Source organism: Caballeronia sp. LZ016, assembly GCF_031450805.1.
Classification (GTDB): Bacteria; Pseudomonadota; Gammaproteobacteria; order Burkholderiales; family Burkholderiaceae; genus Caballeronia.
This window is the reverse complement of sequence record NZ_JARTVY010000002.1, coordinates 1,129,013-1,149,714: the sequence shown is the minus strand read 5'-3', so window position 1 is coordinate 1,149,714 and position 20,702 is coordinate 1,129,013. Positions and strand designations below refer to the sequence as shown.

Sequence of the window (20,702 nt, the reverse complement as noted above, 5' to 3'; positions counted from 1 at the left end):
GCTGATGCTGTCGTTCGGACTCCCGGTTCTCAAAAACTGTACATCCTATGACGCATGTGTTCAATCGGTAGTCGCATGGGAAAGGCCTTTTGCGCCCGGTTTTTGCTTGGCCGTTACGGATTCCTTCGGCGTCGAGGCGCCGCAATCTCACGCGAGGCACCCCCACATGGGCCGATTCGATCCGATCCGCGAAGCCACAGGTAACGCCTTCGCCGAACAGCACGACGCCGCGATGGATATCGTTTATATCGACGGATTGACGGGGCAGACGGTCATCGGCATCGACAAGAGCGAGCTGCACGACGCGCAGCCCGTCCGCATGAGTCTCATGATCGGCGTGCCGTCGATTCGTGCATGCACCACCGATCACATCGCCGACACGATCAACTATGCAGCCGTGCGCGACGCCATTCATGCGCTGCTCGCATCGCATCGGCTGCAATTGCTCGAGGCGCTGGCGGAACGGATCGCGCAGATGGTGATTGCGGATTTCGGCGCGCACTGGGTGAAGATATCGCTGGCGAAACCCGCGAAATTCGATGACGTCGATGCGGTCGGCGTCGTGATCGAGCGCCGGCGCGCGTGGTCGGCGACGACGGGTCTCGGCTGGATCGGGCGCGGATACGTCCCGCAGTAACGCAGCTTATTTGTTGGCCGACGCGCGCTGCACGATGCCGCAAGCCTTGAACGCATCGCGCTGCAGCTCGCGGAATTTCTTCGTCTGCGCCTTTGCGCGATCCACGCGGAATTCTGCGCCGCCTTCGCCGCCTAGCGTCGCATACTTGGAGAAGGTGGACTGCTCGACGAAGTCGTCATAGTTGAGCACTTTTGCGATCCTGTCGATCGCGCAGGAGCACTTGTAGACGTTCACGAAGTCGTGCCCGTTGTCGTCCATGCAGCTCAACACGTATTCGACGCGGCCCTCGGTCGGATAGTCGTGTCCTTGCGCGCCCGCGCCGTACGAATGCGGCGAGAACACGGAGACTAGCGAGAGCGTGACGAGCATCGTCAGCGTGCGGCAACGTGAAATCATTCGATGAGCCTCGCTTTATCGTCGATGATGAACGGCCGGTGCCGCACGACGCGCACCGGCCGCGAGACAGGTCACATCGCTCAGGACGCCGCGAACGGATGCGCGACCGAGCTCTTCTTCGCTACGACATCGGCCGCTTTCGGTTCGCCCGCGACGGCGCGCTGAATCGATTCCCGCGTCGCGCGATAGTTGAACTCCTGAATCTTCTTGTCGTCCGACGCTTCCCAGTGGATGAACACGCCGACGCAAATGAACAGGTCGTCGGCTTCGTCCGCGGGAATGGTGCCGTCCTCCACGCTGTCGGCAACGGCGAGCGCCACCGCATGCTGTGCGGGTCCGAACATCTGCACGGCCTGCTTCGCGCCCTTGATGGTCACCTTGTTGAAGAGAATCGTGTTCGGCTTCGTGATGAGATTCGGTGCGACCACGGCCAGCAGCGATGTGAAGCCATCCTTGTTGTTCGTGAGCGCGTGGCAGAACGCCGTTTCCGCAGCGGAACCTCGCGGTCCGATGATCAAGTCGATGTGTGCGACCTCGTTGCCTTCGCCGACCAGCGACTCTCCTATCAGGACGCGGTTGATCTTGGCCATGCTGTTCCTCCAGTGATGAGTGGTTCTTGGGACGACCGACTTGCTCTCTTCGCTCGCGAGGGCATGAGTGACCGCGCAAGGCTCGTTGAAAAACGGGGCTGCATAACCGCGCACTTCCTAAACATGATCCGTGCCACTTTTTGCGGGGTACGTGTCGCGTCTTTTCCATCACGCGGTCATCAGCGCGACGAACATCGTCGCCACGGCAAGGTCCGCGCTCGTGCCCGGATTGATGCCGCGCGCCTTGAGCTCGGCGTCCCATGCAGCGAGTTTTGGATCGTCCATCGGCGCTCCGGCAGCCAGCCAGCGCGCGCGATGCGCGGCGGCATCGCGCGTGACACTTTGCGCCATCGCCGCGCCTTGCCTGCGCACTATGTGCGAGTCGGGCAGCGCGGCAAGGAAGCTAAGGAAGATCCCTAGTATTGCGGTGTTTTCTTCGATGTTCGCCCGTTGCGCTGCATCGAAGACGTCCGCGAAGCCGTTGGCGTACTGTCTCGCGATGCTGTCGCGATCCGCGGCAAGGGACATCGCTGTGCGCAGATCGATGGTCGGCGCTTCATGCACCGATTGCTCGGGCGCGTCGCCGAGACCGCCTGGATTCGCGATGGCGATCGCGCGATAGGCGAGCCGCGCATCGTCGATATCGAGCGATGCAAGCACATGCTCCGTCTGTGCGCGCCATTGGCCGGTGCCGATGTCCGCATCGCACGGCAGGCGTTCGAGCGCGGCGCACAGCGGCGCGGCAAGCAGCACGATGCCGAGATTCGTATTGCAGGCGACCGCATCGAAGGTGCGGCGCACGGCATCGAGAATGCGCGCGCCGACGCTTGCGCCCGGCGTGAACAGGCCGGCTGCGGCCGTGCCTGCGCTGATGATGAATTGCGCCGACGTCATGCCGTGTCCCGCGCTCGCGATGCTCACGTTGCCCGGTTTCGCCGTCTCGACATCGAGCCGGCATGCCTGCAAGAATGCTGCACGTGCGCGTCGTTCTCCCGATGACTCAGGCGCGTTCATGGCCGCTCGCAAGGGTCAGCGCGGTCAGCGCCCGTTGCGATGCGGCGAGCTTGCCGTCGAGCAGGTCATCGGCGAGCAGCGTCGCGATATCGAACGACGTCACCGATTGCAGCCCGCGCCACGCCGCCACGCCGTTCACTTCGAGCACGAGCGGCCTGTCGCCGGATGCCGCGGAAGCAATCAGATCGACGCCCGCATAATCGAGCCCCAGCGCCGTGCTTGCGCGCACCGCGATATCGGCAAGCGAAGGCGTGAGTTCGGCGGCCTCACACTTCGCCCCGCGCGCGAAGTTGTGAATCCAGCCGTCGCCGCCGACGCGCTTCATCGCCGCGACCGCCCGCGTGCCGATCACGAGCACGCGCCAGTCGAAGCCGTCGAAGCCCGATGCGCCGCCATCGACATAACGCTGAAGATAAGCCACTTCGTTGAACGCCCGGAGCGACGGCAGCGGTTCGCAGGCGTCGTCGCCGAGTAACTGAAGGCCCTTGCCTTGCGATCCGAACAGCGGCTTCATCACGACCTTGCGGCCCGCCGCACGTTCGCGCATCAGCACACGCTGCGCGAATGCGGTCGATTCACCGGCCCACGTCGCGGGCGTCGGCACGCCATAGCGGTTCAGCAGAAAGCTCGTCATCGACTTGTCGACGCTGCGTTCGATGGCGCGCGCATCGTTATAGACCGGTACGCCGCATTCACGCAGCGCATGCAGGACGCCGAGCCGCAGCGTGACCTGCTCGAACGTGCCGCCCGCGATGCCGCGCACGAAGACCGCATCCGGCAGCGTGCGGCCGAAGCCGGGAATGGCGAGACCATGCGGTTTCCATGTCGTGTCGATGCGGCAATCCGCGAGATCGACGCAACGCGCGTCCACGCCGCGCGCGCGGAACGCTTGTCTGAGACGGCTCGTGTGCCAGCCCCTCTCGTCGGTCATGATCGCGATGCGTGTCATCGTGCCTGCCATTGCGCGTCGAGCAGCGCCTTGTTCAACTTGCCGCCGTGATACGTCGCGCCGCTTTCGAGGCTGGAGACCCACGCTTCGGCAGGCGCAAAGAGCGCCGCATCGATCTGATAGAAGTCGTAGTTGAAGGACTTGAAGATTTCCGCGAACGGCTCGCCATAGTCGCGCGCATTCGACGATGGCAACTCGGCCGCGAGCTTCTTCGCAACCGCATCGCGCTTCACGGTGAGATGCACGCGGCCGCCGTAGAGAATCGCGTCGTTGGTGCGGCCCATTGCCTGCGCGCCATCGGGCGCGGGCGGCGGCAAGGGCGCATTGCCGCTCGCTGCGACGATCTCCTTCAGATCGACGCCGAGCACATGCGTCTTGTGCAACGCAACTTCGACGACGCGTGCAACGACCTGCACCGTCCCCGCGACAGATTGCGTCGGTGTCACCGCGACGACGAGGTTCGCCGGTGCGAGTCCGCAATCGTTGAGCACCTTGTCGATGACCACTTGCGGCGGCACGCGATCCACTTCCATGACGAGCGCGCCGCGATCGTGACGATCGCGATAGCCGAGCTCATCGAATAGCGGCTCCTTGCACGCGAGCGCGCGCGCGGGACCGGAGCCCAGCGAGAAGAACTTCTTGCCGCCCGTTTGCTCCTTCGTCGCTGAAAGGCTCCAGCCCGCGTATTGACTCGCGAGGCAAGCGAGCACCGGATTCGACGCGTGCACTTCGATGAAGCTGGGCCAGAGCGGCGCCGCATCGAGGGCGATGCGCTGCGTCACGTCTCCCAGTCCGCCCATGCAGATGCGCGCGATCAGGAGGCCTGCTTCGACGCTGCCTGCCGCGTTCACGCCGGCATCCACGATGACGGTCCCGGCCGGCGTGCGAGTGATGCCTACCTGAAGGCGTTCCGCATGATCGATGAGCTGTTTGACGAGCGGCTCGCTGAGTGCGTTGACGCTGAGTGCGGATGTCGAGGTCATGAGCTAGTTGGCATTGATGCGTTGCAGAAGACGCGCACGTTGACGATCCAGTTCGATGCGCAAGGCATCGAGCGTGGATGCCGTCGCGGTGATGGTGCAGACCGGCATGCCCGCCTCGATGCGCGCGCCCGGCGATGGTACGTCGTGACACGCGGAATCGGCGAAACAGGCGTCGCTGAAAGCGGTCGATACGGTGAAGCCGTGCGACGCGAAGACCACGCGTTGTCCCGCGATCATCGGCGGGGGATGCTTCCATGTGGCCGTATGCGGCAAGTCGCCGTCGAGACACGCCTCGACGTGCGCGCCGATCAGGCCGCGCGGCCACGCATCGGGCCATGCGGTTTCATACAGCGCCATCGTCGATGAAGGGCGCGTGTTGATTTCGAGCACCTGGAACGTATCGTCGTCGAGCAGAAAGTCGATGCTGTTCAGTCCCGTGAGGTCCGTTTTCCAAACGATGGTTTCGATTGCCTGAACGATGCGTTCGGCGATATCGCGCGGCAACATGATGGGCCCGAGCGATCCCGCATGCACGAACGGCAGGTTGCCCGCCGCGACCGTAAGTTGCTCCGCGAAGCCGATCACCGTCGCTTCGCGGTGCGCGGCGACGAAGAGCGCCGACATGGAACGGCCACGCGAAAAGCGCTGAAAATAGGCGTCGGCGTGAAGATGATCGACGTGCTCCGCCCACGCGATATGCGTCCCGCCGCAGCCATCCGAACGTTTGACGAGCCATCCGCGCGCATCTTCCGGCGGTGTGAAGCGCACTTCCGGATGCGGAACGTGCGCTTCATTCAACAGCGCGAAGAAGCGCCGCGGATCGCGCACGGTCTGCGCCTGCGCGCCATTGCCGATGAAGCGCGGCACACGCGGCGCGCGGCTCAGTTCCATCGCGAGCGGTTCGAGTCCGCTCGTCACGATGAGGCCGAGCATGCGCGGCAGGCGTGCGGCGCATTCGAGCGCGTCGTAGAGGCGCGTGCGATCGATCGACAAGCCGTCGCCGCCGATATCGAGCCACATGTCGGCGTGCGCGCGCGTGTCGCGATCGCCGAAGATATCGAGCGCGACCACGTCGAGTCCCGCACGCTCGGCCGATTGTGCGAGCAGGCGCGCGGACAGACCCGCCACCGCAACGCGTGGCGCACGCGAGGCCATCACGCGTCCTGTCCCGCGACGATGACGCGCGCTTCGTCGAACGCTTCGGGAAAGCCCAGATAGACCGGCTTTCCACCGGTTCGCATGCGCAAGAAGAGCCGATGCTCCGCCTGGTACTTCACGTTGCCGATCGCGAGCGCGCCGATGCCGATCGCATCCGCACGCGCCGCGCCTGCGAGCGGCTTGCCGTCGTCCATCACATGAACGCCGGCGATGCCTTCGGGCGGCACGGCGTTGACATCGGCGGCGATCAGCAGGTGTTTCGCATGGGCCAGATCGGCGGCGGTCATCACTTGCACGCCGGCTACGGCTGTTGCAAAGACGATCTCCGCGCGCGCAAGTTCGCGGTGCAGGTGCTCGGGCGTCCCCGTGGCGACACCCGATGTGGCGATGTCGAAGCGCCGGTTGATCTCGTCACTGACTTGCGTCGCGCGTGACTGGCTTGAATGGCTTGCGACCGCGACATCCGCGCCGAGCGATGCGGCCATCGCCGCGGCCACGCGCCCGACCGCGCCGGTGCCGCCGAGTATCAGCAGGCGCTTGCCGTCGAATCCGACGTTATGCACGGCCTTGAGATGCTTCTCCGCGAGTGCGACGAGCGCGGCGGCTGTCGTATAGGCGCCGCTCGGATCGGCGAAGACGGAGACTTCGAACGGCGGCACCATGGCGTTGCGCGCGCGTTCGAGCATGTCGGCGGCGAGCATGACATCGCGTCCGCCGAGGAAGATGCCAGTGCGCGATACGCCCTTCGGTCCACGCGAGAAGATGGCGTCCTGGGTGAGTTGCACGACGCTGTCGATATCGACGTTGCAATATGGCACGACGATCTGATAGCCGGCATCGGCCGCCATGTTGACATCGAACGGACTCATCTGCGGCGTGCTCGTGAACATGTGCAGGACGTAGGGTCTTTCGGTGGCTTCGGGCATGGTCATGGACTCGTATCGATGGGGGGAGTGCGTGTGCGTCGCGGTCAGGCGGCATCGGCGCCGCGGTGTCGATGGTCGGCGGCGCGCCATGTTGCACCGCGATTGCGGGCGGTCGTGATGGAGCACGCGAGCGGTGCGTTGCGCGCAGCCTGTCGCGCCGTCACGAGGGCGCGTTCGGCGTCTTCGGCGCTTGCAAGAAACGCGAAGCCGACTGGTCCCCATGACGTCTGGCCGATACCGGCTTTCTGTTCGGCGGCGACGGCTTCGAGTGCGTGCGCGACGGCGGGGCTGGCGAAGAGGCCGCCTTGCACGGGCGCGAAGTATTCGCCGATGGTCTGCTGCATGATCGTGATGGCGCTGGCGAAGGTATCGAAATCGCTTTCCGCTACGGCGGGCAGGATTTGCATCAGCACGAGATGCGAGAGGTGTGCGGCGAGCGCTGCGGGAAAGGGCGCGAGTGCGGCGAGCCCGCGTTTTTCCGCGTCGCCGTGGAGTCCTTCGCGCGACGTGTCGTCGATGAGCAGGATGCGCCATGCATCGGGGAACGATTGCCGTGCGATGAGGGGCGGTAGTGTCGAGGCGTTGTTGCGTCCGCCGTCGACGATGAGTCCGCCGTGATCGAAGCCGTGAATGCCGATGCCGGAGCGCGCGCCACGGTGCAGGATGCGTGCGATTTCGGCCGTATCGACGTGATGGCCCGTAATGCGGGCGAAGGCTGTTCCTACTGCGAGCGCGAGCTGCGTGCCGGAGCCCAGGCCGGTGTGGGGACGCGGTGTTTCGTGGACTTCTATGTCGACGTGGCGCGATTCGTTCAGCGCTGCCTTCAGTTGTTCGACGTGTTCCCTGATGCGGTCGTGCTGGGCTTGGGTTGTTGTACCTTGTATTCGGGTTGCTTGCTGCGATGGCTTTGCGGTGATCCTCGTATCGTGGCCTTCGATGGTCAGGCCGACGCTGCCGAACGAACGCCCCAACGATCCGTTTGGATCGATGAAGCCCAAGTGCAGCCGGGCCGAGGATGAGACCGTGATCGCACGGCGCGGCGATAGGCGAGGGTTTTTGAGTTCCACAGATTCGGTCGGGGTTCTTTTACTGGCGCCGGGGTCGAGGGTTTGGGGTTTAGGCAAGAGATGTACCAATTTTTCTGCGGTGCGGTTGGTTTCTTTTGCGTTGCGCTTCGATGCACTGACTCGGGTGATCACTTCGTAGAACACCGGTGGCACTCAGCTTGACAAAGCCTTGAATCACCTTCCACGCCCACTGACTACTTGCGTCCTCCGAGTCCCTTGGCTCGTGAGCACCAAACGAACGCCACACGCTACGCATCATCGACACTCAACTAGAAGCCAAAGCCAAGGCTAAAGCCAAGGTCAAGGTCAAGGCCACGGCCAAGGGCGAGGCCGAGACGGAGACAAAAGCAAAAACGGGAACGGAGGCAAACTCGAACGCTGCGATGAGTTGGCAAGGCGCTGAAAGTTGATGATGCAGAGAACTCGTTCACCTTGTTTGCCAGGGTGGCGCCGTGAGCCTTTGCAGACTGGTGGTGTTGTCGAGCCAAGGGGCTCGGAGGACGTGAGTAGTCAGTGGGCGTGGAAGGTGATTCAGGGCTTTGTCAAGCTGAGAGCCACCGGTGTTCTACGAAGTGGCCACGCAAGTTAGTGCATTGTGCGGTTCGAAAGAAAAGTTGCTTTCTTTGGTTACTTTCTTTGCATGGGACCAGAGTAAGGCGCTAAAGCGCCAACTCTGGTCGACAGCAAAGAAAGTGACCCCCGCCCCGGGGAGGGGCGCGCCAATAGACCGACACGAATACAAGCTCACCGAAAGAGACCTTAATCGTACTTGATATAACGAAACCGCTGATCCCCGGAGGGAGTCCCTTCGAGCGGCCCGCCGTCCCGCGCCGGCTGCCACTGCACGACCTCCTCGATCTTGGCAGCAAGTGCAAAATCCTTATCGGTGATCCCTTTAGCAGAATGAGTCTTGAGCTTAACGACAACAAATGCATAGGACACGGTCAGATCCGGATGATGCCAGGCTGCTTCCGCGAGATGCCCGACGGTATTCACGACCATGAGCGTGCCTTTCCACCCTTCGGTTCTGAACTTGCGTCTAAGCCATCCATCCTCGAAATACCAGTGAGAAAGCGGTCCGGTGAGCCGCTCTTGCACTTCATCGTCGGAATAGACCTTCTCGGCTGAAGTCATGGCGATGCCTCGCTAAGCAGGAGAAACATACGCGTCCAGTATGCACGCGCGCCGCAGGCGAAGGCAAAGAAAACCCTGCTGCAACGCGTCAAGAACACAAAGGCGCCCAGCACAGAACAAAGCAAAGAAATTCGCGTATTTGACACAGTATGTCTCACCGTGACCCGCGTGCACGCGCATAAAACAACTACGACTCGGTAACACCGAGACCGCAACAGACCGGCATGGAATATGCAAACGGCCCCGATACGCAAGCGTCCGGCAATGAATCGGGCAAAGCGCAACGCGTTACCTGCATCCAGAAGGCGCGCACGATGCAAGCCGGTAGCGTGGTCATCCCTGGGTCGGAGGCATCATCATTCTGGAGGAGACATGAACTTACGCACCCTGGTTCTTGGACTGGCGGTGGTCGCGACGGCAAGCCTGAATTCCTATGTGGCCCAGGCCGATCCGCAACTCGACAGCCTCATCAAGAATCCCTCGAATTGGGCGGCGCAAGCGGGCGATTACTCGAATCACCGCTACAGCACGCTCAAGCAGATCAACGAAAGCAACGTCGGCAAACTACAGGTCGCCTGGACTATGTCCACCGGCGTGCTGCGCGGTCACGAAGGCTCACCGCTCGTCATCGGCGAAACGATGTATATTCACTCGCCGTTCCCGAACAAGGTCATCGCCATCAACCTGAAAGACCAGACCTTCATCTGGCAATACCAGCCCAAGCAGGATCAGCAGGTCATCTCGGTGATGTGTTGCGATACCGTCAACCGCGGTCTCGCCTATGGCGACGGCAAGATCTTCCTCCAGCAGGCCGACACCAAACTCGTCGCACTCGACGCAAAGACCGGCGACGTCGTATGGACCGCTCAGAACGGTGACGCCAAGAAAGGCGAAACCAATACGAACGCACCACACGTATTCGGCGACAAGGTCCTGACCGGCATCTCCGGCGGCGAGTTCGGCGTGCGCGGCCGGCTCATCGCATACAACATCAAGGACGGCAAGGAAGTCTGGAAAGCCTATAGCACCGGTCCAGACGATGAAATGCTGCTCGACCCCCAGCAAACCATGACCTGGTCCGACGGAAAGATGACGCCGGTCGGAGCGGACTCTTCGCTCAAAAGCTGGCAAGGAGATCAGTGGAAATACGGCGGCGGCACCACGTGGGGCTGGTATGCATGGGACCCGAAACTCAACCTTGTCTACTACGGCACCGGCAATCCGGGCACCTGGAATCCGACTCAGCGCCCCGGCGACAACAAGTGGTCCATGTCGATCTTCGCTCGCGACCTGAACACGGGCAAGGCGAAGTGGGTTTATCAAATGACGCCGCACGACGAATGGGACTATGACGGCGTCAACGAAATGATCCTGTCGGACCTGAACATCGGCGGCAAGAAGGTGCCCGCCATCGTTCACTTCGATCGCAATGGCTTCGGCTATACGTTGAATCGGGAAAGCGGTGAACTGCTCGTCGCGCAGAAGTACGACCCCGCAGTGAACTGGGCCGACAGCGTCGATCTGAAAAGCGGTCTGCCGATTCGCAATGCAACCTACTCGACCCAAAAGGCCGGTCCCGATGTCAACGTGAAAGGCATCTGTCCCGCAGCCCTCGGTTCAAAGGACCAGCAGCCCGCCGCATTCGATCCGAACACGAGCCTCTTCCTCGTGCCGACCAACCACGTCTGCATGGATTACGAGCCGTTCCAGGTCGATTACGTGTCGGGTCAGCCGTTCGTCGGCGCAACGCTTTCGATGTATCCCGGCCCGAACGAAAACGGTTCGATGGGCAACTTCATCGCGTGGGACGCGGCCAAGGGCAAGATCACCTGGTCCAAGCCGGAACGGTTCTCGGTGTGGTCCGGTGCGCTCGCAACGGCAGGCGGCATCGTGTTCTACGGCACGCTCGAAGGCTACATCAAGGCGGTTCGCATCAAGGACGGCAAGGAGCTGTGGAAGTTCAAGACGCCGTCGGGGATCATCGGCAACGTGTTCACCTACCAGTACCAGGGCAAGCAATACGTCGGCGTGTATTCGGGCATTGGCGGCTGGGCCGGCATCGGCATGGCGGCAGGTCTCGAGAAGTCGACCGAAGGCCTCGGCGCGGTCGGCGGCTATAAGGAACTGGCCAAGTACACGGCGCTCGGCGGCACGCTGTTCGTGTTCGCCATCCCCGGAGGCGAGGCCACGTAGGAAGCGCAAGAGTGGTAAAGCGCGGCGGCAAGACGCGCCGCCGCGCACAAATCATATTCAAGGAGACAAGCGCATGAAAGGCCGATCACTTTTGTTGCTTTCGATGGCGCTCGCTGCGTCGTCCGTTTCGTCTGCCGAGACCGATCCGGGGCAGGTGAAGCCGGTGGCGTACAAGGTCGTCGACGGCAACAAGGTCGACAACGATACGCTGCAAGGCTGGCGTACATGGCGCGCGCTTGCATGCGAACGCTGTCACGGCGCAAAGCAGGAAGGCATGGTCGGCCCCTCACTGGTCGATGCATTGAAGACGCTCGACAAGAATGAATTTCATCGAACCGTATTCGGCGGGCGCGTGGATAAGGGTATGCCCGACTTCAGCGCAAGCCAGATGATGCAAAAGAATTGGGAGAACCTGTACGCGTATCTGAAGGGACGTTCAGACGGCAAGATCAATCCGGGCGACTTGCATGCGATAGATGCGAAGTAAGCACGTCGACGTTCGATGACCGCGTTCACTCCCGGAGGCTTCATGCATCACCGTCATGCCAGCGGCGCATTGTTCCGATCGTTGCGGTTAGTGACCGCATGTTTTGCGGCGCTTGCCGCACATGCCGCGCTTGCACAGGGCGCGGGCGCTCCGCCGCCCGATCTGCCGAACAACGACGGCGCCGATGGTGTCTTGCGCGTATGCGCCGATCCCAACAACATGCCGCTCTCGAATGACAAGGGCGAGGGCTACGAGAACAAGATCGCGAGCCAGATGGCGAGTGACTTCGGCTACAAGCTCGAATACACGTACTTTCCGCAACGCATGGGTTTCGTGCGCAATACGCTGCGCCAGAAGGTGCCCGATACGGAACGCTTCAAGTGCGATCTGATCATCGGCGTGCCCAAGGGCTATGAGCTTACCGCGACGACGCGGCCCTATCTCCATTCCACCTACGCGATGGTGCTTCCGAACCGGCCCGAGTACGAAAGCATCAAGACGCCCGCGGACCTCGTCAACTTGCCGCCCGATCAACTCAGGAAAATGAAGCTCGGGATATTCGTCAAGAGCCCGGCAGTGGACTGGCTGCTAAGAAATAACCTCATCGATCAGGCTGTGTCGTATCAGGGGCAAAGCGGCGATCCCGAGGCTTTTCCCGGCGAGATGATCGAGCGCGATCTCACTCGCGGCAATGTCGATGCCGCCTTCGTCTGGGGCCCCATCGCAGGCTATTTCGTGAATCGCTCGGACAACAAGGTGCGGCTCGTGGCCTTTCCGCCGCAGCCGGGCATTCGTTTCGATTTCGAAATTTCAATGGGCGTGCGCTATGGCGAAAAAGCCTGGCGCGATAAGGTCGATAACTGGATCGCTTCCAATCAACCGAAGATCGATCAGATACTGACGGGCTACCAGGTCCCCTTGCTGCCGCTGCAGCCGATGCAACCGGCACAAGTGCAATGAAGGGCGCGCATGCAACACTTCGCGCGCTGCTCGCGGCGTGGGCCGTGGCTGCCGGTGCGGCGACGAATGCACTCGCCGCCGATGCGCCGCCCGCGTCCGCGCCAAGTCCCGATATCGCGCCGGCCGAGCGCATGCTTTTCATGCAGCCGCATATGACCGGCGTCGATGCGATGACGGAGCTCGATTACGCCGTCGACTATTCCGGTCCGCCTGCGAAGGTCAGCGACACGGTGCGCGTGCTCGTGATGAGCCCCGGCAATGCAAAGAACGATGCGCGGCTGACGGATCGCACGGGCAATGTCGACGTGCCGGGCGGCCTGCCATGCAATCCGGTCATCATCTATTTTCTCGAGCACGACATCGCGGAGATGCAGCAATTGACGGGCGGACAGAAGCGCTATTTTCAGCAGCGCGTACGCCTCGCGCTCGCCGCTGGCCCCGCGATCATGCCAGTCTCCGGCGAGACGCTCGGCCTCAAGAACGGCAAGAACGTGAACGCGCGGCAGATCGTGATTCAGCCTTACCTCAACGATCCGAATGCTGACCGCTTTGCGCAATACATCGGCAAGCGCTACACGTTCGTCGTTTCGGATGACGTGCCCGGCAGCGTGGTTCTCATTCGAACGGAAGTGCCCGGCGCGGGCAACGATTTCGCGCATCCGTTGCAGAAGGAGACCATCGCGTTTCAGGGTGCGCTCAAGAACATCTCTCCGCCGCCTGCAGGTGCGCCCGTCAAGACGGGAAACGCGCCGCGCGCGAGCCGCTGACCGGTTCGATGCAGCGACCCGCGCATGAACTTCGTCCGTTCCCTCACGCTGCGTCAGCTTCAGATCTTCGTGATCACGACGCGCTGCCCGAGCTTCGCGCGTGCCGCCGAAGAACTGCATCTGACGCAGCCGGCCGTATCGATGCAGATCAAGCAACTCGAGGACGTCGTGGGCTTGCCGTTATTCGAGCGCGTTGCGCGCAGGCTCGCGCTGACCGAAGCGGGCGAGAGGCTGCAGCATCATGCGAGCCGCATCCTCGGTGAAATCAAGGACGCGGAAGACGCGATGATGTCGCTCAGGCAAGCCGATAGCGGATCGATCGCGGTGAGCATCGTCAGTTCGGCTACGTATTTCGCGCCGAAGCTGCTCGCGCTCTATTCACGGGAATACCCGAATGTCGATGTGCATTTTTCGGTCGGCAACCGTGAGACATTGCTCAGGCTTCTGCAAGACAACGCGACCGATCTTGCCATCATGGGGCGGCCGCCGCCCGAACTCGGGACGACGGCGGAGCCGCTTGCATGGCATCCGCATGTAATCGTCGCGCCGCTCTCGCATCCGTTGCGGCATGCGCGACGCTTCGACCTGCAGGAACTCGCCAGCGATACCTTTCTGCTGCGCGAACCGGGGTCCGGCACGCGCGCCGTTGCCGAGCATGTGTTTCGGCAGAATCTGTTCGTGCCGACGCGCAGCGTGACGCTCGGAAGCAACGAGACCATCAAACAGGCTGTCATGGCGGGCATGGGCGTGAGCCTGATTTCGCTGCACACGCTGGCGCTCGAACTGCGCACGGGCGAAATTGCGGTGCTCGATGTGAACGGCACGCCGGTCGAGAGAACATGGCAACTCGTGCATTCGCGTTCGAAGCAATTGTCGCCGACGTGTCTCGCGTTTCGACGTTTCCTGCTCGAACATGCGGAGTCGTTTCTCGAGCGCGAGTATGCGGAGTTCGGCCTTATGCGTCCAAAGCGTCTTGCCGATGCGGAAAGCATTCGATGACCGTATCGCCGACAGTGCGCGCCCTTGTTTTGTTCGCGCTATGCATGTCGATGAAGACGTATGCCGCTCCGCCATTCGCGGTGCAGCCGATCGCACCGGGGAATTATGTGCATCGCGGTGACGACGATGTGGCGACCCCCGCTAATGGCGGCGATATCGCCAACGTGGGATTCATCGTCGGTGCACGTTGTGTCGCGGTGGTGGACACGGGCGGCACGCTTGCCGAAGGCCGCCAGCTTCGCGCCGCGATTCGCGCGGTCACGCCGCTGCCCGTTTGCTATGTCATCAATACGCACATGCATCCGGACCACATCTTCGGCAATGCGGCGTTCAAAGACGATCATCCGCAATTCGTCGGCAGCGCAAAGCTCGCGCAAGCAGAGGCGGCGCGCGCGGACAATTATCTCCGTGCGCTAAAGCGCGAACTCGGGGCGGCGGCCGACGGCAGCGAGATCATCGCGCCGACGCTGACGGTCGATACCGGCATCACGCTCGATCTCGGCGACCGCACGTTGACGCTGCAAACATGGAAAACAGCGCATACCAACAACGACATCACGGTATACGATGAGAGGAGCGGAACGCTATGGCTCGGCGATCTGCTTTTCGTCCGATGCATACCGGTGGTGGATGGCAGCGTCACCGGCTGGCTCGACGATATCGCCCGCATTAAGCAGATGAATCCGCGCCATGTGGTGCCGGGACATGGTCCGCTGGATGCGCCGTGGCCCGAGTCCATCGAAGCGCAAGAGCAGTACCTCGCGGAACTGGCGCGCGATGTGCGCGCTGCCATTAAACGAGGCAACACCATTCAGCAGGCCGTGGACACGGTAGGCGTCGATCAGCGCGACAAGTGGCTGCTGTACGAGGTCTATCATCGCCGCAACGTGACGGCGGCCTATGCGGAGCTCGAGTGGGAGAAGTAGCGGCACAGGAGGACATCATGATGAAGCGCATCGCAGTGTCCACGGCTTTGCTGGCATCGCTCGCGCCGTGCGTATCGCAAGCTGCATCGCCCGACGACGATCCCGACAAGGTCGCGCGCTGGCTCGACTTCAGGGAGGGCGCCTTCAAGGGCCGCACGATCGATTCGCGTGGCGACGCGGTCATCAAGCTGGATGCACCGGCGCGCGCAGCAGACGCGGCTGTCGTGCCCATTGCGATCAACGCGCAGTTCCCGCAGACACCGGCGCGTTACATCAGCAAGGTCTATCTCTTCATCGACGAGAATCCGGAGCCGTATGCGGGCTCGTTCGAATTCACGCCCGAGTCGGGTCTCGCGAGCATCGAAACGCGTGTTCGCGTCGAAGACTACACGTTCATGCGCGCGATAGCCGAAACCAACGACGGCCATCTCTATAGCGCCGTGCGTTTCGTGAAGGCATCGGGTGGCTGCTCCGCCCCCGCCGACAAAGACGACGACGCCGCCGAACGCGCAGCGGGCGCCGTGCGTCTTCAAGCCAAAGGCAAGCCCGCAGGCGGAAAGCCCGAGCTTGCGCAAGTGATGGTTCGGCACCCTAATCGAACCGGCATGGCGATGAACCAGATCACGCGAAACTACGCGACCGCCTATTTCATACGCAAGGTGGCTATCACGTATGCCGGCAAGCCGGTGATGACCGCGAACGTCAACTTCTCGATCAGCGAGAACCCGAATTTCCGCTTCTATTTCCTGCCGGAAGGAAATGGCGAATTGAAGGCGCATATCGAGGATACAAAAAACAAGACGTTCGAGAGCGCCGTCGCAATCGATGCGCAATCGGGTCCTCAAACGTCGGCCATGAAATGAGGGCCGCGATTGCTCTGGTGCTGTTTGCGTTCGCTCATCTGGCGATGGCCGCGCTGGCCGGCATGCCCGCGCCGGTGGCCATTGCACCGGGCGTGTACGCGTTCATCGGTACGGGCGATGCGGTTGCGCCTGCGAATCATGGCGTCGTTGCAAACAACGGCTTCATCGTGGGAACGAACGGCGTAACGGTGATCGATACCGGGCCGTCGTATCGCTATGGCCGCGCGATGATCGAAGCCATCCGCAAAGTCACGCCCTTGCCGGTCAGGCTCGTCATCATCACGCATCAGGCGCCGGAGTTCGTGTTCGGCGCGGCGGCGTTTCGCGACCGGGGCGTGCCCATACTCTCTCACGTTCGCACGGCGCAATTGATTCGCGAGCGATGCGCCATCTGTCTTGCGAACTTGCGCAAGACGCTTGGCGAAGACGAGATGGCCGGCTCTCGCGTGACGGTGCCCGACCGCACAATCGATGGCACGACGGAGATGGAAAGCGGCGGACGCAAGCTGCAATTGCTGCATTTCGGCCCAGCAAGCACGCCGGGCGATCTCGCGGTGCTCGATACGCAGACGGGCGTGTTGTTCGCGGGCAGTCTCGTCTCCAATGGACGCATCCCTGAACTGCGCAACGAGCAGATTCCGGGCTGGCTCGGCGCACTCGAGAATGTACGCGCGCTCGATCTCAGGACTGTCGTGCCCGCATTCGGGCCTCCGCTCGGAGGCGACGACATCATGCAAACAGGGGTCTATCTGCGTCAACTGGATGCGTCGGTGAAGCGCGCCTATAAGGACGGCGTCGGTCTCACCGATGCAATGCATTCGATACAGACGCCGGATTTCAGCGGCTATAAGCTCTATGCGATAGCGCAGCCGCAGAACGTGCAACGCCTTTATCTGCAGTTGGAAAAGCAATGAACATCAACGTGAGGAGACAACGATGGCCCAGCTCGTAGCCCTGTACAAGACCCCGTCCGACAACGAAGCCTTCGACGCCTATTACACGTCGACGCACGCGCCGCTTGCTAAAAAAATGCCTGGGCTAAGAAGCTATCAGGTGAGTAACGGGCCGATTGCGTTGCCGCAAGGCGAATCGCCGTATCACCTCGTCGCGCTGCTCGAATTCGATTCGCTCGATGCGATCCGGTCCGCGCTTGCATCGCCCGAAGGCCAGGCGACCGCTGCGGACCTCGGGAATTTCGCACAGGCCGGCGTCGACTTGCTGATGTTCGATACGAAAGACGCCTGAGCAAATCATCGCTGTGCGCCCGAGTCGGCCATGTCGTCGGATTCCGCCTCCGGGTCGGGCACGCTCAAGTCCTCACGCCGGTGATTGATGACGAGAAACACGCTCATCAACACGAGGAAGGCGACGACAAGCAGCGTCGCATTAAAGAAGACGCGTTCGTAGCCCAGCTCTGCAACGTTGATGAACCAGTACGGATAGAACGCCGACGAACTGCCGCGCCATAGTGTGATGAACAGATAACACAGCGGATAAACGAGCCACAGCGCGCATCGCCGCCATGAAAGATGGAAGCGCGGCACGAACAGGAACCAGTAAAGCGCGGCAAGCAAGGGCACGACCGTATGCAGCGCCTCGTTCACGAGCGCGCGATACCCCGACGGCGTCCACCAGAAACGCAGCAGGGTGTTATAGGCGATGCCGACGAACACGATATACACGACGACCGCAGTCACAACGGGCGGCTGACGAAAGAAGCGCGCGATGGGCGCATTCGCACGCGTCGCGACGCATGTGAAGCACAGTGCCGTGAGCAGCACGGTCAGATTCGTCAGATAGCTGCTCATGCGCGCGAGGCCGCCGATCACGGTCAGGCCGCGACCGAGCGAACGCGCGATGCTCAAATCCGTCTGCGCTGCGATGGCGAGCCAGGCGATCATCGCGATGGCGGCCGCCGTGGCGAGCGATGCGGTACTGGGCGTATGAAGCGGCAAGGCGTGCTCGTGCCGCGGCGAGTTCATGGGTGGCTTGGGCATTCGCCCATTCTATCGGCGCGTGAGATGCCGTGCCGGGCGCTGCCGTGCGGCTTCTTCGACGACGCCCAAGAAACGAGAGCCGGCCTCCGCAAGCAGGCCCGAATTGTCGATGCGTACGATGCGCGCCTCGGCAGGCAACTCGAGTGAGGGCTTGCGCAGAAGGCGTGCTTCGATCTGTCGCGCGTCTTCACGTCCGCGTCGCGCGAGCCGCGCCGCCAGCACGGCGGGGGCGGCATCGATATGAACGAAGCGCGCATCGGGATAACGTGCAAGTGCCGCAAGCGCATGCTGTCGCGAGCCGTTCACGACGACCGGCACCCCGCGTGCGAGCCACGCATCGAGTTCGATGCCGACGCCATAGCGCAAGCCGAGGCTTTCCCAATGCATCGCGAAGAGGCCGTGTTCCGCGCGCGATGCGAATTCATCGTGGGTCAGCGCGATGTGATTCTCGCCATCGCCGAAAGCACGCGTGATATAGCGGTGCGCGAACATCGCGCTTGCACCGACGCGCTCGCGCGCAAATGCGAGCAACGCGTCCTTGCCCGCGCCCGATGGGCCCATCACATAGATCAGTCCTGCGCTGTCGAGCTGTCTCATGCTTCGTCCTGTGCGGTCTTAAAGGGCACGCGCTGCCACAGCATGAACGGCGCGCCCGGTTCCCGTTCGATGAACAACGCCGCGCCTCGAACGGGAAGCGGCCCGAGTTGCCCGATGCGCTGCGCCCAGTGCGACTCGATCGACGCGCGCGCGTTCGTATCGTCGAGGGAATCGGAGAGGGTCATGTGGAAGCGGTATTCATCGAGCACATAGGGATAGCCCCATTCCCGCAGCAGCGCAATCTGACGAGCGCTCATGCCCGTGTGAATGCGCCGCTCGATGCTTTCGACCGAGGGCTCCGCCCGCAACGATGCAAACGCTTGCAGCGCGCTGGCCGCAATGGCTCTCGTGCGTGCGTCGTCTTCGTCGTTCGCGGCGCGCAGCGCCATGAAGCCATTCATCTGCGCGACGCGCACCGGCATATCGAAGCCACGAACCTCGCTGGCCCACGCACGCGCAGCCGCAAGCACGTCCGCCCATGCAACACCCGCAGCCGGATGAAACGGCGCCACGATGGTCGCGTGCCAGCCATAGCGACGCGGCGAATGCGTCCACGCGTGGCTGCTCGCTGGATTCTCGCGCCCGCTTTCGGCATCTCGGCCGAGCCATTCGCAGCCTTCACGCCACCATGCCGACGATGCAGGCGGCGAGTAATACAGCGCGACGCGTGCAATGCGCTCCGCCGCTTTATCATTCGATTCAGATGTGACTGTCATATGCGTCGCCTGACTATGCTGGTCCGATTGTAATGCTCAGGCGGCCGCCATTCACTCACGCCGAACAACAATGCAAGCGCAACGGAACTCTACGGACATGCTGATCAGGAACGCGCGGATCGTCACACGCGATGAAGCTTTCACGGGCGTCATGCGCATCGAAGACGGATGTATCGCCGACATTGCGACGGGCAACACGGCGGCGCGCGATGCGATCGACTGGAACGGCGACTATCTGCTGCCGGGGCTGGTCGAACTGCATACGGACAACATCGAAAAGCATCTCGCGCCGCGTCCCGGCGTGCTATGGAATCACGAAGCGGCCATCATCGTGCATGACGCGCAGGTGGCGTCGGCGGGCATTACGACCGTATTCGATGCGCTCGGCGTGGGCTCGCGTCCCGACGACGCGTTGCGCGGCCGCGCGGTGCAGGTCGAGTGCGCGCAAGCCATCGGCAAGCTGGCCGAAAGCGGACTCTTGCGTGCGGAACATCTGCTGCACCTGCGCTGCGAAGTCGGCACGACGGATGTCGTCGAAGTATTCGATTCGCTCAGCGCGCACCCGCTTTTCAGGCTCGCGTCGGTGATGGACCACACACCGGGTCAGCGTCAGTGGCAGGACCACGAGAAGTGGCGCGCGTTTCAGGAGCGTCATGGCAAGTGGAGCGACGCGCACGCGCAAGCCGCGCTCGAGCAGTGGTCCGCACAACAGGTGCGCTATGCAGCGGAGCATCGCAGGCAGATCGTCGCGCGGTGCAATCGGCTGAACATACCGCTCGCGAGCCACGACGATACGCTCGTCGAGCACGTCGAAGAAGCCGTGCGCGACGGCATCGCGCTCGCCGAATTCCCGACGACGCTCGAAGCGGCGCGCGCGGCACGCGCTCACGGCATCGCGACGATCATGGGTGCGCCGAATATCGTGCGCGGCGGATCGCACTCGGGCAACGTATCGGCGATGGAACTCGCGCGCGAAGGGCTGCTCGACATTCTGTCTTCCGATTACGTGCCGTCGAGCTTGCTCATCGCAGTGTTCGATCTCGTCGATGACGCGGGCTGGACTCTGCCGCGCGCGGTATCGGCTGTTTCATGGGCGCCTGCGCACGCAGCGGGGCTTCGCGACCGCGGCGCCATTGCAATGGGCCTGCGTGCGGATTTCGTGCGCGTCGCACGGGCGCAAGGACTCGTCGTGCCGCGTGAGACCTATCGCGCCGGCTCGCGCATCTGCTGAAGATCATTGTCATTTCCGGGTATCCCCGCGTTGCGGATGCATTCGTTGTTGCGTACTCTCACGCGAATCGCATAGTTCGCTATGTGAATCGCTGTTCGCGTAACGAACATCT

At 62.5% G+C, this 20,702-nt stretch carries 23 protein-coding genes; 11 read left to right on the top strand and 12 right to left on the bottom strand.

Going from position 1 to position 20,702, the window contains the following annotated elements; translation table 11 throughout:
• Positions 1-166 precede the first annotated feature (166 nt).
• A complete protein-coding gene (locus tag P9220_RS18895; RefSeq protein WP_404980247.1) occupies positions 167-637 on the top strand; it encodes a dihydroneopterin aldolase in 471 nt (156 codons plus the stop codon).
• Positions 638-643: 6 nt separating this feature from the next.
• Here P9220_RS18895 and P9220_RS18890 read toward each other — a convergent pair whose 3' ends face one another.
• The 9 genes from P9220_RS18890 to P9220_RS18850 form a co-directional block, all read right to left on the bottom strand.
• Positions 644-1,033, bottom strand: coding sequence for a hypothetical protein (locus tag P9220_RS18890; RefSeq protein WP_404980246.1), 390 nt, complete (start codon positions 1,031-1,033; stop codon positions 644-646).
• 80 nt (positions 1,034-1,113) lie between these two features.
• Positions 1,114-1,623, bottom strand: coding sequence for a formaldehyde-activating enzyme (fae, locus tag P9220_RS18885; protein WP_309766685.1), 510 nt, complete (start codon positions 1,621-1,623; stop codon positions 1,114-1,116).
• A gap of 168 nt (positions 1,624-1,791) precedes the next feature.
• The gene (locus P9220_RS18880; RefSeq protein ID WP_309766683.1) at positions 1,792-2,637 is read right to left on the bottom strand and encodes a triphosphoribosyl-dephospho-CoA synthase; all 846 of its coding nucleotides are present in this window, start codon (positions 2,635-2,637) and stop codon (positions 1,792-1,794) included.
• Entirely contained in the window at positions 2,624-3,598 is a 975-nt protein-coding gene (locus P9220_RS18875; RefSeq protein WP_309766681.1) for a RimK family alpha-L-glutamate ligase, read from the bottom strand. Before P9220_RS18875 ends, P9220_RS18880 begins: the two co-directional genes overlap by 14 nt.
• Positions 3,583-4,569: a methenyltetrahydromethanopterin cyclohydrolase gene (mch, locus tag P9220_RS18870; protein ID WP_309766680.1), complete on the bottom strand. Its 987-nt coding sequence runs from the start codon at positions 4,567-4,569 to the stop codon at positions 3,583-3,585. Before mch ends, P9220_RS18875 begins: the two co-directional genes overlap by 16 nt.
• Before the next feature lie 3 nt (positions 4,570-4,572).
• On the bottom strand, positions 4,573-5,724 hold the full coding sequence (locus P9220_RS18865; RefSeq protein WP_309766679.1) for an ATP-grasp domain-containing protein: 1,152 nt from the start codon (positions 5,722-5,724) through the stop codon (positions 4,573-4,575).
• Positions 5,724-6,653, bottom strand: a complete 930-nt coding sequence (locus tag P9220_RS18860; protein ID WP_309766839.1) for a methylenetetrahydromethanopterin dehydrogenase — start codon at positions 6,651-6,653, stop codon at positions 5,724-5,726. Before P9220_RS18860 ends, P9220_RS18865 begins: the two co-directional genes overlap by 1 nt.
• Before the next feature lie 44 nt (positions 6,654-6,697).
• Positions 6,698-7,720, bottom strand: coding sequence for a beta-ribofuranosylaminobenzene 5'-phosphate synthase family protein (locus tag P9220_RS18855; protein WP_309766837.1), 1,023 nt, complete (start codon positions 7,718-7,720; stop codon positions 6,698-6,700).
• Between the two features lie 759 nt (positions 7,721-8,479).
• Complete coding sequence (locus P9220_RS18850) at positions 8,480-8,854, bottom strand: 4a-hydroxytetrahydrobiopterin dehydratase (protein WP_309766678.1); 375 nt, start codon at positions 8,852-8,854, stop codon at positions 8,480-8,482.
• 372 nt (positions 8,855-9,226) lie between these two features.
• On the opposite strand from P9220_RS18850, the gene P9220_RS18845 reads away from it, so the two are divergent.
• The 9 genes from P9220_RS18845 to P9220_RS18805 all read left to right on the top strand — a co-directional run bounded on the left by P9220_RS18845 (position 9,227) and on the right by P9220_RS18805 (position 17,294).
• Positions 9,227-11,047, top strand: a complete 1,821-nt coding sequence (locus tag P9220_RS18845) for a methanol/ethanol family PQQ-dependent dehydrogenase (protein ID WP_309766677.1) — start codon at positions 9,227-9,229, stop codon at positions 11,045-11,047.
• Positions 11,048-11,150: 103 nt separating this feature from the next.
• Complete coding sequence (locus tag P9220_RS18840) at positions 11,151-11,534, top strand: c-type cytochrome (RefSeq protein WP_404980286.1); 384 nt, start codon at positions 11,151-11,153, stop codon at positions 11,532-11,534.
• Between the two features lie 42 nt (positions 11,535-11,576).
• Positions 11,577-12,494, top strand: a complete 918-nt coding sequence (locus P9220_RS18835; protein ID WP_309766674.1) for a substrate-binding domain-containing protein — start codon at positions 11,577-11,579, stop codon at positions 12,492-12,494.
• Positions 12,491-13,261, top strand: a complete 771-nt coding sequence (locus P9220_RS18830; protein WP_309766673.1) for a hypothetical protein — start codon at positions 12,491-12,493, stop codon at positions 13,259-13,261. The genes P9220_RS18835 and P9220_RS18830 overlap by 4 nt, the downstream gene beginning before the upstream one ends.
• A gap of 24 nt (positions 13,262-13,285) precedes the next feature.
• On the top strand, positions 13,286-14,260 hold the full coding sequence (locus P9220_RS18825) for a LysR substrate-binding domain-containing protein (protein ID WP_309766671.1): 975 nt from the start codon (positions 13,286-13,288) through the stop codon (positions 14,258-14,260).
• A gap of 44 nt (positions 14,261-14,304) precedes the next feature.
• Positions 14,305-15,186, top strand: a complete 882-nt coding sequence (locus P9220_RS18820; protein WP_309766669.1) for a quinoprotein relay system zinc metallohydrolase 2 — start codon at positions 14,305-14,307, stop codon at positions 15,184-15,186.
• Positions 15,187-15,203: 17 nt separating this feature from the next.
• Entirely contained in the window at positions 15,204-16,049 is an 846-nt protein-coding gene (locus tag P9220_RS18815; RefSeq protein ID WP_309766668.1) for a quinoprotein dehydrogenase-associated SoxYZ-like carrier, read from the top strand.
• On the top strand, positions 16,046-16,963 hold the full coding sequence (locus P9220_RS18810; protein ID WP_309766667.1) for an MBL fold metallo-hydrolase: 918 nt from the start codon (positions 16,046-16,048) through the stop codon (positions 16,961-16,963). The genes P9220_RS18815 and P9220_RS18810 overlap by 4 nt, the downstream gene beginning before the upstream one ends.
• A gap of 22 nt (positions 16,964-16,985) precedes the next feature.
• Positions 16,986-17,294 (top strand): EthD family reductase, encoded by a 309-nt coding sequence (locus tag P9220_RS18805; protein WP_309766666.1) that lies wholly within the window; start codon positions 16,986-16,988, stop codon positions 17,292-17,294.
• A gap of 5 nt (positions 17,295-17,299) precedes the next feature.
• Here the strand turns inward: P9220_RS18805 and P9220_RS18800 are convergent, their stop codons facing one another.
• Genes P9220_RS18800 through P9220_RS18790 form a run of 3 tightly spaced genes read right to left on the bottom strand, consistent with a single transcriptional unit; the run spans position 17,300 to position 19,359 of the window.
• A complete protein-coding gene (locus tag P9220_RS18800; RefSeq protein WP_309766665.1) occupies positions 17,300-18,046 on the bottom strand; it encodes a Pr6Pr family membrane protein in 747 nt (248 codons plus the stop codon).
• A 9-nt stretch (positions 18,047-18,055) separates the two neighbouring features.
• The gene (gene phnN / locus P9220_RS18795) at positions 18,056-18,643 is read right to left on the bottom strand and encodes a phosphonate metabolism protein/1,5-bisphosphokinase (PRPP-forming) PhnN (protein ID WP_309766663.1); all 588 of its coding nucleotides are present in this window, start codon (positions 18,641-18,643) and stop codon (positions 18,056-18,058) included.
• On the bottom strand, positions 18,640-19,359 hold the full coding sequence (locus P9220_RS18790) for a DUF1045 domain-containing protein (RefSeq protein WP_309766661.1): 720 nt from the start codon (positions 19,357-19,359) through the stop codon (positions 18,640-18,642). The genes phnN and P9220_RS18790 overlap by 4 nt, the downstream gene beginning before the upstream one ends.
• 70 nt (positions 19,360-19,429) lie before the next feature.
• On the opposite strand from P9220_RS18790, the gene P9220_RS18785 reads away from it, so the two are divergent.
• The gene (locus tag P9220_RS18785; protein ID WP_309766659.1) at positions 19,430-20,590 is read left to right on the top strand and encodes an alpha-D-ribose 1-methylphosphonate 5-triphosphate diphosphatase; all 1,161 of its coding nucleotides are present in this window, start codon (positions 19,430-19,432) and stop codon (positions 20,588-20,590) included.
• Positions 20,591-20,702 lie beyond the last annotated feature (112 nt).